This is a genomic window from Pseudomonas japonica (assembly GCF_013522925.1).
GTDB lineage: Bacteria > Pseudomonadota > Gammaproteobacteria > Pseudomonadales > Pseudomonadaceae > Aquipseudomonas > Aquipseudomonas japonica_A.
Map to the genome: position 1 here is coordinate 20,341 of NZ_JAAMQU010000002.1, position 12,933 is coordinate 33,273.

General features: G+C 63.3%; 10 protein-coding genes. 8 read left to right on the forward strand and 2 right to left on the reverse strand.

Annotated elements, in window-relative coordinates:
- Positions 1-81: 81 nt before the first annotated feature.
- Both G7016_RS02725 and G7016_RS02730 read left to right on the forward strand, forming a co-directional pair.
- Positions 82-1,788 carry a copper resistance system multicopper oxidase gene (locus tag G7016_RS02725; RefSeq protein WP_181111312.1) on the forward strand — a complete coding sequence of 569 codons (1,707 nt, stop codon included), beginning with the start codon at positions 82-84 and terminating at the stop codon, positions 1,786-1,788.
- Complete coding sequence (locus G7016_RS02730; RefSeq protein ID WP_258195043.1) at positions 1,781-2,650, forward strand: copper resistance protein B; 870 nt, start codon at positions 1,781-1,783, stop codon at positions 2,648-2,650. The genes G7016_RS02725 and G7016_RS02730 overlap by 8 nt, the downstream gene beginning before the upstream one ends.
- A gap of 48 nt (positions 2,651-2,698) precedes the next feature.
- Here the strand turns inward: G7016_RS02730 and G7016_RS02735 are convergent, their stop codons facing one another.
- The gene (locus G7016_RS02735) at positions 2,699-3,352 is read right to left on the reverse strand and encodes a polysaccharide lyase family 7 protein (protein ID WP_181111314.1); all 654 of its coding nucleotides are present in this window, start codon (positions 3,350-3,352) and stop codon (positions 2,699-2,701) included.
- Positions 3,353-3,669: 317 nt separating this feature from the next.
- Between G7016_RS02735 and G7016_RS02740 the strand changes: the two genes are divergently transcribed.
- The 6 genes from G7016_RS02740 to G7016_RS02765 all read left to right on the forward strand — a co-directional run bounded on the left by G7016_RS02740 (position 3,670) and on the right by G7016_RS02765 (position 12,549).
- A complete protein-coding gene (locus G7016_RS02740) occupies positions 3,670-6,480 on the forward strand; it encodes a patatin-like phospholipase family protein (RefSeq protein WP_181111315.1) in 2,811 nt (936 codons plus the stop codon).
- Between the two features lie 141 nt (positions 6,481-6,621).
- Entirely contained in the window at positions 6,622-7,050 is a 429-nt protein-coding gene (locus G7016_RS02745) for a hypothetical protein (protein ID WP_181111316.1), read from the forward strand.
- Between the two features lie 102 nt (positions 7,051-7,152).
- Positions 7,153-8,082: a DMT family transporter gene (locus G7016_RS02750; RefSeq protein ID WP_181111317.1), complete on the forward strand. Its 930-nt coding sequence runs from the start codon at positions 7,153-7,155 to the stop codon at positions 8,080-8,082.
- Between the two features lie 67 nt (positions 8,083-8,149).
- Positions 8,150-9,106 (forward strand): PfkB family carbohydrate kinase, encoded by a 957-nt coding sequence (locus tag G7016_RS02755; RefSeq protein WP_181111318.1) that lies wholly within the window; start codon positions 8,150-8,152, stop codon positions 9,104-9,106.
- Entirely contained in the window at positions 9,099-11,417 is a 2,319-nt protein-coding gene (locus G7016_RS02760) for a glycoside hydrolase family 65 protein (RefSeq protein WP_181111319.1), read from the forward strand. Before G7016_RS02755 ends, G7016_RS02760 begins: the two co-directional genes overlap by 8 nt.
- A gap of 70 nt (positions 11,418-11,487) precedes the next feature.
- Positions 11,488-12,549, forward strand: coding sequence for an SDR family oxidoreductase (locus G7016_RS02765; RefSeq protein ID WP_181111320.1), 1,062 nt, complete (start codon positions 11,488-11,490; stop codon positions 12,547-12,549).
- Between the two features lie 82 nt (positions 12,550-12,631).
- Here the strand turns inward: G7016_RS02765 and csgH are convergent, their stop codons facing one another.
- Positions 12,632-12,928, reverse strand: coding sequence for a curli-like amyloid fiber formation chaperone CsgH (csgH, locus tag G7016_RS02770; protein WP_181111321.1), 297 nt, complete (start codon positions 12,926-12,928; stop codon positions 12,632-12,634).
- Positions 12,929-12,933 lie beyond the last annotated feature (5 nt).

Below are 12,933 nucleotides of genomic sequence, written 5' to 3' on the forward strand. Positions count from 1 at the left end.
GCAACCTTGGCACTATTTAACGCTCAGATAAGCGCTGACCCCTAGATTGCCGCCGTGCACCGCCGCTCACAGGACCCCTTGATGCCTTACCGCCTCCACAGAAGAACCTTTGTCAAAAGCCTCGCGGCCTTGGGCGTGGCCGGATACACCGGCGCATGGCGCACGCCGGGCTGGGCGGCAACGGCCCCCGGTACCGGCCTTACGGAGCTCAGCGGCGATACCTTCGAGCTGTTCATCGAGCAGCAGCAAGTGACGCTGGGCGGTGAGCAGCGCCGCGCGCTCACCATCAACGGCGGCGTGCCTGGGCCGTTGTTGCGCTGGCGCGAAGGAGACACCGTAACCCTGCGAGTGCACAACCGCCTTGACGAACCCACGTCGCTTCACTGGCATGGCATTGTGCTGCCGGCCAACATGGACGGCGTGCCCGGGTTGAGCTTTCACGGCATCCCGCCAGGGGGCATGTATGAATACCGCTTCAAGGTCCGCCAGCACGGCACCTACTGGTACCACAGCCATTCCGGGTTTCAGGAGCAGATCGGCGTGTACGGGCCACTGGTGATCGAGCCCCGGGAGGCTACCCAACCAGCGATTCGAGAACAGGTGATGATGCTCACCGACTGGACCGACCAGGATCCGGCACGCATCTTTGCCCGGTTGAAAAAAGAGCCCGGTTATTACAACCAGAACCAGCGCACCCTGGGTGATTTCATTCACGATGCCGGGCAGCACGGCCTGGGTAATACCCTGCGCGAACGCTGGATGTGGACGCGGATGCGCATGGACCCTACAGACCTTGCGGACGTTACCGGCCAGGCCTACACCTACCTGGTGAACGGCCGGGCGCCCGACGACAACTTCACCGCCCTGTTCGCCCCCGGCCAGCCGCTGCGGCTGCGCTTTATCAACGGCAGCGCGATGACCTACTTCGACGTGCGCATTCCCGGGCTGAAGATGACTGTGGTCGCAGCCGACGGCCAGCCCGTGCAGCCGGTGAGCGTGGACGAGTTCCGCATTGCCGTGGCCGAAACACTCGACGTACTGGTGCAGCCCGAAGCAGAAGGGCCGTACACCGTGTTCGCCCAGGCCATGGACCGCAGCGGCTATGCCCGTGCAACGCTAGGCACCCGCCCGGGCGTGGCCGCGCCGGTACCAGAACTCGATGCCCCCGTAGTGTTGGGCATGGCAGACATGGGGATGGGTCACGGTGCCATGGCGGGCATGGAGCATGGCGGGCACGCCAGCATGAACATGGCACAGGCTGAGCAACCGCGGCATCCTCCAACCGAGCAGGGCAACCCCTTGGTGGATATGCAAGCCATGGCGCCTACCCCTCGGCTGAGCGACCCGGGTATCGGCCTGCGTGACAACGGCCGCCGTGTGCTCACTTACGCCGACCTGCGCAGCACCTTCGCCGACCCGGATGGGCGTGAGCCCAGCCGCACGTTGGAACTGCACCTTACCGGGCACATGGACAAATTCGTTTGGGCGTTCGACGGGGTAAAGGCAGGTGATGCTGGACCCATCCGCCTAACATACGGCGAGCGCGTGCGCATTGTGCTGGTCAACGACACCATGATGGCGCATCCCATCCACCTTCATGGCATGTGGAGCGACCTTGAAGACGAAGAAGGGGAGTTTCTGGTGCGCAAGCACACCATCGACGTACCCCCCGGTACGCGCCGCAGCTACCGGGTAAGCGCCGATGCGCTGGGCCGCTGGGCCTATCACTGCCACATGCTCTATCACATGGAAGCGGGCATGTTCCGCGAGGTGCGCGTTGATGAATAAGGCCCTGTTAGCGCTGATGCTTGGCCTATGTGCTGCCCCTGCGCTGGCCATGGAAGACATGCCCGGGATGGACCACGGCAGTATGCAAGGCCTGGAGGGCATGGACCACGGCAGCATGAACCATGGTGCGCCATCGACCGCCACGCCAGCCACGCCGAGCACCTTGCCCGCCCCGACCGCCGCAGAGCGCGCTGCGGCCTTTCCCGAAGTAACGGGCCACGCCCTGCACGACAGCGACTTGCACGCCTATTGGCTGTTCGACCGGCTGGAGTACCAGAAGGCCGACGAAGGCACCGCGCTGGCGTGGGATGCCGAAGGTTGGGTAGGGGGCGATGTCAACCGCCTGTGGCTGCGCTCCCAGGGCGAACGCACCAACGGCCATACCGAGAATGCCGAACTGCAGGCTTTGTATGGCCACGCGGTGACGCCGTGGTGGACGGTAGTGGGTGGCGTGCGCCAGGATTTCAAACCCGAATCACCGCAAACCTGGGCAGCGTTTGGCATTCAGGGCGAGCCGTTGGCAGACCTGGACACCGAAGCCACCCTGTACCTGGGGGAAAACAGCCAGTCGTCGTTGCGCCTGGAAGGCGATTACGACCTGCCGCTTACCAGCTCGCTGATCCTGCAACCGCGTATGGAAGCGAATTTCTTCAGCCGCAACGACCCGGTGCGCCAGCAGGGCAGTGGTTTGTCCACGCTGGAAGCCGGGCTGCGCCTTCGCTACGAAATCATCCCCGAGGTGGCGCCGTACATTGGTGTGAACTGGACCAAGAGCTACGGCCGCACCGCCGATTACGCCCGCGAAGAAGGCGACGACGCCCAGGAAGCCCGCTTGGTAGTGGGCGTGAGGCTGTGGTACTGACTCCACGCTGTGGGAGCCGAAGGCGTAGCTCGCGATTAAGGGCGACGATCAATGCTTCGTCTGCAACTCGTAATAGGTCACACGGCCGCCCTCGGTGGTGTAGCCGTTGTGGTCCAGGGTGTAGTTGCCGGCCTTGAAGAAGAACGAATAAGGCTTCCACTTGCTGTCCAGGGTCACCTTGGTAACCACGCCGTTGACGGTCGCAGTGAGCACGCCGGTGTTGGCCATCTGAATGTTGTAGGTGAAGGGCTGGCCCAACGGCACATTCTTGAAGGTGTAGATGATCGGCGATTTGTCGTCGCCCGGTTTGGTGCGCCAGGTGATGTCCACGTTGCCAGCGCCCTTGGCGAAGCGGTATTGCAGTTTAAGCAGGGGAGAGTCGGCATCTTTCGCGTGGATCTGCGCCACGATCACCTTGCCTTCCGACGGCACCTGGGTCACCGCAACCTTGCCACTGATGCCGTTGGTGCCGCTGTTCCACTTCCAGTTGCGCTGGCTGCCACTTTTGTTCACTTCACGCATTTCACTGCGGGGATAGTGGCTGCTGCCCGATTGCGAACCCGTCACAGGTGCCCAGAATACAAGCGTGCCGCCGGTGTTCTGAAAATACGGGTTGCTGAACGTGCTGAGCCTGGCCGCCGCGACCTCCTGTGCCGGGGTACCAACGGGCAGAATAAGGTCCCAAACGCTTAGATCGATCATAGTGGCCATCCGCAGAAAATGAGTGAGTAGAGCCTCTCGAACACCGAAGGATCCGAAAGGCGATAACTGGCTATCTGCTGTTAATCGGCCAGCTTGATGACCGTTCGGCGGCTGGGCAAGTTAGCGTAGCCGTGGCCGTTACGCGCTTGTGGCAAAGCCAGGCGGCGGGGCTACGCTCTCTGGCACAGCCGCCCGTTGCGCGGTACACCTGCCTGAAAAAAGTGCCATTAAATAGCCACTTACCTGGCGCTTGGCAGGTATCATTCGCCCCTTGAACCCAGGCGCCAGCTGCCTTCGGGTGCCTGTGAGGGATCACGATGAACGACAGAACCGCGCCCACGCATCCTCAATACGATGCCGAGCAGAAACGTGTGGACGTGCGCCGCGAGCAGCTCGGGTTGCCGGCCGAGGGTCGCAACTGGGCATTGGCGCTGTCGGGGGGTGGTATTCGTAGTGCAACCTTTTCATTGGGCGTACTTCAGGCGCTGACTCGCGCGCCCGCACCAGCCAATCGCTCCAACGGAGCCTCCTCGGGGCCGGCGGCAGGCTTGCTCCCTTATTTCGATTACCTCTCGACTGTCAGTGGTGGCGGCTATATCGGCGCATTCTTCACCAGCCTGTTCATCCCCGGCCGGTTGAGCCAGCGAGAGATGGGCAAGGGTGAAAGCAGCCTGCACCCGTCGCAAACCCCCCGCGCAGCGGCGGACCAGGCCTACGAAGTGCTCGAGTTCGAACCGCCCGAGCGCATCCATTCCTCCCGTGACTATGCGCGCGGCCCCGCGGGTAGAGGCCCGCTGGGCTGGCTGCGGGAAAACGGTCGCTACCTGTCGCCTGCCGGGGCAGGGGATATCTTCTACGTGCTCGCCACCACGCTGCGCAACCTGCTGTCGGTGCACTTTGTGATCGGCATGCCGCTGCTGTGCCTGCTGGCCATGGTGGCGCTGCTTAAGCTGGGTATTGCCGGGCCATTGTGCCAATCCCTGGCTATACCGCTGGCCACTGATAGTGGCTTCTGCTCGGCGGTGCTTGCCGATTTGCCGGGGCCTTTCGCGCTGTGCCCCTTGGCCTCCGAGGCCCAATTGGTACCGTTGGCGACCTGCCCGGGTGTCGCTACCAGCCATGCGCTGCCGTTGGGGAATGCGCTGTGGTGGCTACCGTTGCTGTGGGCCTTTGCCGCCGTATTGCCGTTGCTGGCGGCCTATTGGCTTGCCTGCCCCCGTGACAGCGTGAGCGAGCCAGTGCGCCTGGTGAACTGGGGCAGCGTGGCCATGATGATGGTTGCCGCAGTCACCGGAGGCGTGGCCGCCAGCTCGGCACCTCTGGGTTGGCCCAGCAGTTTCGGCTCCGCCCTGGGGCTTATCAGCGGGGTGTTGTGGTTATCGCTGCTTGCCTTTGGATTCCAGGCGCTCACGCTGCCCAAGCGTGCGCACAACGATGGCGCCGACAACAGCGTGCGCAACTATCGCATCCAGATTACCCGTAGCCTGGCGCAGCACCTGATTGTTGTGCTCGGGCTGGTGTTATTGGCCACCGTGGACAGCCTCACCGCAGCCGCGTATCGCGCGCTGCTGGGATTGAACCTGGCGCAGCTCTCGTTGGCCGTTATCGGCCCGGCGTTGATCGCGCTGGTGCGCAAGGTCGCCAGCTTCACCGACGACAAGGCGCTGCCTGGCTGGGTGAGTAAATTGCCACTGGGGATAATCGCCGGCGTGTCGGGTGTGGCCATCCTGTTGTTCGTCGCGGTGCTCTGGGACTTGATCGTTTACTGGGCACAGGCCGAGGCGCTGCCCTTCGGGTATACCACTGCGGCGTGGTGCCTCGCCGCGCTGGCATTGGGTGCACTGCTGTTGGCCATCTGCACCGGGCAGTTCATGGGGTTCATCAACCTGTCTTCACTTCAAAGCTTTTACTCCAGCCGCCTGGCCCGGACCTACCTTGGCGCGTCCAACGGCCTGCGCTTTCGATACGCGGGCCAGCGTGGCAACCCTTTGCTGAGCGTAACCGATGCGATCAAGGGCGACGACTTGCAGCTGGACGAGTTCTACGCGGCGCATTGCGCGCCGCTGCACCTGATCAACGTCACTTTGAACATTACCGTGGACCCCGCCGAACAACTGGTGCAGCGGGACCGCAAAGGCAAGCCACTGTGCGTGGCGCCCGGCATCCCCGGTGCAAGCCAGGGCGGCGGTGCCAGCTTTATCCTGGATGGTGTGTACCGCCAACGGCTGGCGCCTCGGCCGATACTCAGCGAGCTGAACCAGCCGTTGAGTGTGTCCTACTGGATCGGCACCTCGGGCGCCGCGTTCACCACGGGCCTGGGCCGGGCGACCAGCCTGGGCACATCGCTGGCATTTGGGCTGGCCAATATCCGCCTGGGCACCTGGTGGCCCAGCGCGTTCGCCGAACGCACGCCTGGTGGCGAAAACCTCCGCCCGGGGGACGCGCCTGCGCGGCAAACCGCTTCGCTGTGGCTGTCCAGAGGCTTCAAGACCCAGACCTACCTGATGTACGAAATGACCGCCCACTTCCACGGCCTGCGCCGGGAGTACCAGTACTTGTCCGATGGGGGCCACTTCGAAAATACCGCCGTGTACGAATTGCTGCGCACCCGCCGGGACATCGAGCTGATCGTAGGCTGCGACAATGGCTGTGATCCCGATTACCGTTTCGATGACCTGGCCAATCTCATCCGCCTGGCGCGCATCGACCAGGCCGTGGAGCTGGAAGTCGATAACCGCGTACGCGACAACGCCATCCTCGCGCCGTACTTTGCCAGCCCATGCGACTTCAATAAGCCCGTGGAAGGCCACGATCGTCGCTGCGCGGTGTTGCTCAACGCCTGGCATGTAGGTGAAGACGGCGAGCGACGGTTCCAGGCACGGGTGTTGTTGCTCAAGCCGCGGCTGATCGAAGGCTTGCCGGCGGACGTCTACAACTACGCCGCCCTCAGCCCTACGTTCCCCAACGAAAGCACCGCTGACCAGTTTTTCGACGAGGCCCAGTTCGAAAGCTATCGGCAGTTGGGCCTGCATATTGGCCAAAGCCTGTTTGGTGGGCGAAGCGACACTCAACATTCGGTGGCCAAGGCCTTGTGGGAGTACCTGGGCACGCACCCGAACGCAGGGTAGGGCTGTAGCGGTATAGGCGTGAGATGTGATCCAGTTACAAAAACAGTGTTGGCGATTGGCCATCAGGCGATTGTATTGGTTAGGATACGCGCCCCCGGGCCAAGAGGGCCCTGGGACATGGAATCGTAACTGGAGTCTCGGATGTCAAAGTTTTACCTGTGGGCTGCCGTACCGCTGCTGGGAATGCTGGCGGGTTGTGCCACACCCTTGAACTCGGCGCAAAAGGCTGAGCTGGACCATTACCGCGCGGAAAACCTCGTGGTTGAAGAAAAGAACCCTGGGCTCGCCGCCGGGTTGGGCCTGCTGCCCGGGGGCGGCTCCTTCTACGCGCGCTCGTATGGGTTTGGGGTGGTCAACCTGCTGTTCTGGCCGCTGTCGGTGCTGTGGGATCCGGTAAGCGGCTACGATGGCGCCGAGGCCATCAACTACCAGGCCACTCGCGCTCACGTTCGGGCGCTGCGTCAGGCGGACATGAACCGGTTGGATAACCAGCTGGCTGGGGAAGAGATCGACCTCAAGCGTTACACCCTGGAAAAGCGAAAGGTCGACGACAAGTATTCCGCGCTCTGACCCCTGATAGCAGGTACTGCGCCTCGGCATCCGTGTTCTGCCCTGTACATCGGCGCGGCGGCCCGCATAATCGTTCCCCCTTTTGTGTTGGAACGTTTTGTTATGCAAGCCGCTAAACCCGTCGATGGTCTGGCCGTTGGGCTGATGGCCGTGCTTTGCGCGATCTGGGGCTTTCAGCAGGTCACTCTGAAAGCCGCCGCCCCGGACGTGGCTCCGGTGTTCCAGCTGGCGCTGCGGTCAGGCGGGGCAGCCCTGCTGGTGATACTGCTGATGACGCTGCGGCGTGAATGGCGGTACACCGTGCCTGGGTCGTGGCGGCCCGGCCTGGCAGTGGGCGGGTTGTTCGCGCTGGAGTTTCTGCTGGTCGGGGAGGGGCTGCGCTACACCACGGCCTCTCACATGGTGGTGTTTCTCTATACCGCGCCCATCTTCGCTGCCCTTGGTTTGCATTATTTCCTCCCGCATGAACGGCTCAATGCCGTGCAGTGGCTGGGGATTCTTGTCGCATTCGCCGGCACCGCGGTGGCTTTTTCCGGGAAGCTCTTCGAGAGCGGCGGTGGGCAACAGCTATGGGGCGATGCCCTGGGGTTGCTCGGCGCCGTTGCATGGGCGGCTACAACCCTGACTGCGCGCTGCACTCGCCTGGCGACTGCGAGGGTTTCCTTGGTGTTGCTGTACCAGCTAGTCGGTGCTTTCGTTCTGTTATTCGCGGCCAGCCTGTTCACCGGGCAAGCCCACTTCAACCCCACCCCTATTGCGGTCGCCAGCCTCACGTTCCAAACGTTGGTGGTGTCCTTCGGCAGCTTTCTGGCGTGGTTCTGGTTGCTGGGCAATTACCTGGCGTCCCGGGTGGGCGTATTGTCATTCATGACTCCCCTGTTTGGTGTGGTGTTTGGCGTGGTGCTGCTAGGCGAGCCGCTGGAGCCGGCCTTTGTGGTTGGGGCGGTGCTGGTAATGGCCGGCATCCTGTTAGTGAGTGGTCACGAGTACCTGCGCCGCCGAGCGACCGGCCTTCGCTCAAACATCCGTTAACAAACCCGGCCGAACCGCTGCGGCTCCGTGACAGTCAGGTATGTATCCCCTGAACGGAGCCTCTCTCATGCCGCGGACGTTGCTGAGCCTGGGCAGTATCAATGCTGACTTTCAGGTGCGCTTGTCGCAGGCACCGGGTAGCCAGGAAACACTTCTCGCCGAAGGCCTCCAGCGGCTGAGCGGTGGCAAGGCGGCGAATACGGCGTACCTGGGCGCCTTGTTCGGTCATCGCAGCCTCTTGCTCGGGCGGGTAGGCGCGGATGACTTGGCGGATCAGGCCTTGGGCCCGCTGCGCAAGGCCGGTGTGCTGCTGGACGGGGTTACCCATGCCACCGGTGCGGGCACCGCGGTGTCGATGATCGCGGTGCCTGCGAACGGCAAGAAACAGATCATTCTGGCGAACGAAGCCAACGACGCCTGGGATGAGATGGCGCAACAGCGTGTGTTGTCAGCCATTGCCGAAGCACCCTCCCAGGCCTTGCTGGTACTCGATTACGAAGTGCCTGCCCACATTGTTCGCCTGGCCGTCACGGCGGCGCACGCGCGAGCAATGCCCGTAGTGGTCGACCCCTCATTCCCTGAGCGCCTGGAGCGAGGCCTCATGCCTCAGGTAACAGCGCTTACCCCGAACCTGGAAGAAGCCGCCGCGTTGCTAGGCCACGCCATCCATAACGAGGCGGACACTGCCAGCGCAGCCGAGGCGCTGAAAGACCTGGGCGCGCAGATCGGCGTAGTGAAAATGCCCGATGGCGGCTGCCTCGTGGCGTGCGCCGAGGGCGTCTACGCCGTGCCGTCTTCTGGCCGGCCCGCCGTTGATGCCACCGGGGCGGGAGATGCGTTCACCGGCACCTTCGCCATTGCGCTGCTCGAAGGCCAGCCAGCGGTCGAGGCGGCACTGTGGGGCAGCGCCGCGGCCAACCTGGCCGTTGCAGCCTTCGGTTCGCAACCGGCCTATCAGGGCAGGGAAGCGGTTATGGCATTGGCTCAAACCCTGCGACCACGCATAAGGCGCCTGCATGACTGACATCGTTTTCGAGCATTACGACCCGGCCGACGAGCGCCGCCGCGAAGCGTTGTTTACCCTCAGCAACGGTGTGCTGAGCCTGCGCGGCGCTGCTCCGGAGCTCGCAGCAATGCAAGCGTCATCGCCCGGCTACCCGGGTTTGTACCTGGCCGGCTTTTACGACAACGCCGAGCGCGAGGTGAATGGCGAGCGCTGCCGGGTGGAGGCGTTGGTAAACCTGCCAGATCCATTGGGTTTGAGCCTTTCTCTGGATCGTCAGCAATGGATGGATAATCCATGCGGCAGTTATCGTCAGGCCTACGAAATGGCGACCTGTGAACTCAGCCGCCAGTTCAGCGCCTCGCTCGGGGCGTATGAGTTACGCATCGAGGAATGCCGTTTCGTCAGCCACGCGGCGCCCGACCTGATCGCATTGCGCTGGTGCATCACCTGCCCATCGCCGCCTTCCGGGGTATGGCTGCGTAGCACCTTGCATCTGCGGGCCAATGAATTGATCGAGCGCAACCACGCCTATGAATGCTCACGGCTGAGCACCGATGAGCGCTGGGTCAGCGAAGCAGGGCACAGTGCAGTACGCGCGCGCCTGGCGAACGGGGAGGCGGTCACGCTGGCCTGCTACACCGGTGCCAATGCGCCGCTGCGCTGGCAAGGCCCGGCCGATCAGCGCGAAGCTTGGCTCGAATGGCCGGCCAGCGGGGCATTGATCATTGAAAAGCACATCCGGGTGCAGCCCGGTGCGGCGGACCTCGAAGCCTTTAGCCGCTATTTGCCCTCGGGTGATTTCGGCCAGCTGCAAGCCGCGCACCGCGATGCCTGGCAGCAACCCTGGGATGCCGCGCGGGTGTGCGTTGCGCACCCTGAACTGCAGCGGCCGCTTGATTTTGCCCTCGCCCATATTCTGCAAACGGTGACGCCGCTTAGCCTGGGGCGGGATCTGGGCTTTCCCGCGCGGGGCTGGCAGGAGGGCTATCACGGGCAGATTTTCTGGGACGAACTCTTTGCCTTCCCGTTCCTGGCAAGCCATTTTCCAGACCGCGCTGAAAACCTGCTCGCGTATCGCTATCGTCGGCTGGAAGCCGCCCGCGAGCGCGCCCGGGCGCTTGGCCTCGCGGGTGCGCTGTACCCCTGGCGCAGCGCATCGAGTGGCCAGGAGCAGACGCCGCCCTGGCTTTTTTATCCGCTGTCTGGCCACTGGGTAGAAGATCCCACCTGGCGGCAGTACCACATAGGTGCCGCCATCGCTTACGACGCCTGGCTGCTGTTCCTGGCGACCGGGGATCGTGACCTGCTGGCAGGCATGGCGGGGGAAATAATCCTCGAGGTGGCGCGTTGCTGGGCCAGCATGGCGCGCTGGGACGCTGCCCGCGGGCGTTACGTGATCGAAGGGGTGATCGGCCCGGACGAGTACCACAACCGCTACCCCGATGCAGCTGAGGCTGGGCTGGATAACAACAGCTACACCAACCTGATGGCGGCCTGGACGCTGCAACGCGCTGCGCAGGTGCTGGCCGAACTGGGGCAGCCTGCGAGTGACCTGTGCGAGCGGCTGGCGATCAGCGAGGGTGAGATTGCGCACTGGCACGAAGTTGGGCAGAAGCTCTTCTTGCCCGTAATTGCGCCGGGTGTAATAGGGCAGTTCGAAGGCTTCGATCAATTACGCATGCCGCCGGCGGAGTGGTTCGATGGCGAACACCCCCGGCTGGACTGGATGCTTGAAGCCGAGGGCGACAGTACCGACCATTACCAGATCACCAAGCAGGCGGACACCCTGATGCTGTTGCATCTGTTCCCGCCCCAGGAAATCCGCGAACTGATCGCCCACCTTGGGTACCCGGTGCCCGAGGAGAACGGCCGTCAGGCCGTGGAGTATCACTTGTCGCGAATCTCTCATGAGTCCAGCTTGTCCCATACCGTGTGCGCCGGTGCCATGGCGCATGTGGACATGACGCAATCCTGGGCATTTTTCCGCCAGTGCCTGGCAACTGACCTGGAGTCCAGCGCCAGCAGTGGCACCGTGGAGGGTGTGCATCTGGCAGCCATGGCAGGGGCATTGGACGTGCTGCAGCGCCACTATCTGGGGCTGCGCCCGGCATTGGACGGGCTGCATGTATTTCCGGCCATTCCTGTGGAGTTAGGCGCGGTAGCACTCAAGCTGCGCTACCGCGGGCAATGGCTGGACATTGCCTGGGATGGCGAGGAGTTGCAGGTGCAGTTACAGGGCGAAGCAAACCGGGCCGTTACGCTCGTTCACCATCAGGGCCGGACGCAACTGGCGCCGGGGCAGGCATGGCACGCGCGCTATCCCGTGTGAGTGTGGCCGACACGCATCGCTCAACAGCTACGGCTAAGGCCGTAGCGTGATTTTGATAGAGGAACCTAGCATGGCAAATCAAGCACTAGTGGTGGGCGCCAGCGGTATCGTTGGCAGCGCCATTACCGATCTGTTGATCACTGAAGGCTGGAAGGTTGCGGGGCTGGCGCGCCATCCACAGGCACGTGATGGGTTCACCCCGGTTGCCGCGAACCTGATGGACCCGGCCGACCTCAGCCGCGCCCTCGCGGGCCAGGCGCCTACTCACGTATTCATCACCACCTGGTCTCGCCAGGCGACCGAGGCGGAAAACATCAAGGTCAATGCCGCCATGGTGCGCAACCTGCTGGAGGCGTTGCGCCCAGCCAGCAGTGTTCGCCATGTGGCGCTGGTGACCGGCCTCAAGCATTACCTCGGGCCCTTCGAGGCCTATGGCAAAGGCAGCCTGCCGCAAACGCCATTCCGCGAGGAACAGCCGCGGCTCGATGTCGATAATTTCTATTACGCCCAGGAAGATGAAGTGTACGCCGCAGCCGAGAAGGACGGCTTCACCTGGAGCGTCCATCGGCCACATACCATTACCGGCGTTGCAGTAGGCAATGCCATGAACATGGCAACCACGTTGGCGGTGTACGCCAGCATCTGCCGCCACACGGGCCGGCCTTTCCGCTTCCCTGGCTCCGAGGTGCAGTGGAACAGCCTTACCGACATGACCGATGCTCGCCAGTTGGCCCGCCAACTGCTATGGGCATCCACCACGCCGGCCGCTGCCAACGAGGCGTTCAATATCGTCAATGGCGACGTGTTCCGCTGGAAATGGATGTGGCCCCGGCTGGCAGAGTGGTTTGGCGTCGAGGCCGCGCCGTTCGACGGCACCGTACAGCCGCTCGAGCAGCAAATGGCTGACGATGCGCCAGTATGGAAGGCCATGGCGCAGCAGTACGGGCTGGCGGAAGCCGACATCACCCGCCTGACTTCGCCCTGGCACACCGATGCCGACCTTGGCCGCCCTATCGAAGTGGTGACGGATATGTCCAAGAGCCGCCGGCTGGGCTTCCTGTCCTATCAGGCCAGTGATGACGCGTTCTTCGACGTGTTCGAGCGCTTGCGTGAATTGAAGCTCATTCCCTGACTTGAACCTGTAAGACCTGTAGGGCCCGGCGGAGCCTGGGAATTCGCAGGTTTACGCCTACTCCCATAGGGTAAGCGGCCATTTACAGGTCGCAGCGCTGATCCAGGGCCTTGACCATTACATCGCCCTGGAGCACTTCCAGGTGCACCGTGCAGGTGGCCCCCGCGGGCAGGCTCAGCCGCACGGAGGAGGGCACCACGCCGGTTTCAATCTCGCCCTGCTGGTTCACATTGGAGGTGCCGCCAGCGCTTTGCTGGCTGACCGTCATGCGATAGCGCAGGTTGAGCGGGGTCGGGCTTTCAATGTGTGGGCTGATGACCATGGCGGCGCCGTCGCGCTGGGTATCGATGAACACTGCCAGCTGGGAAAAGTCGATCATCGGGC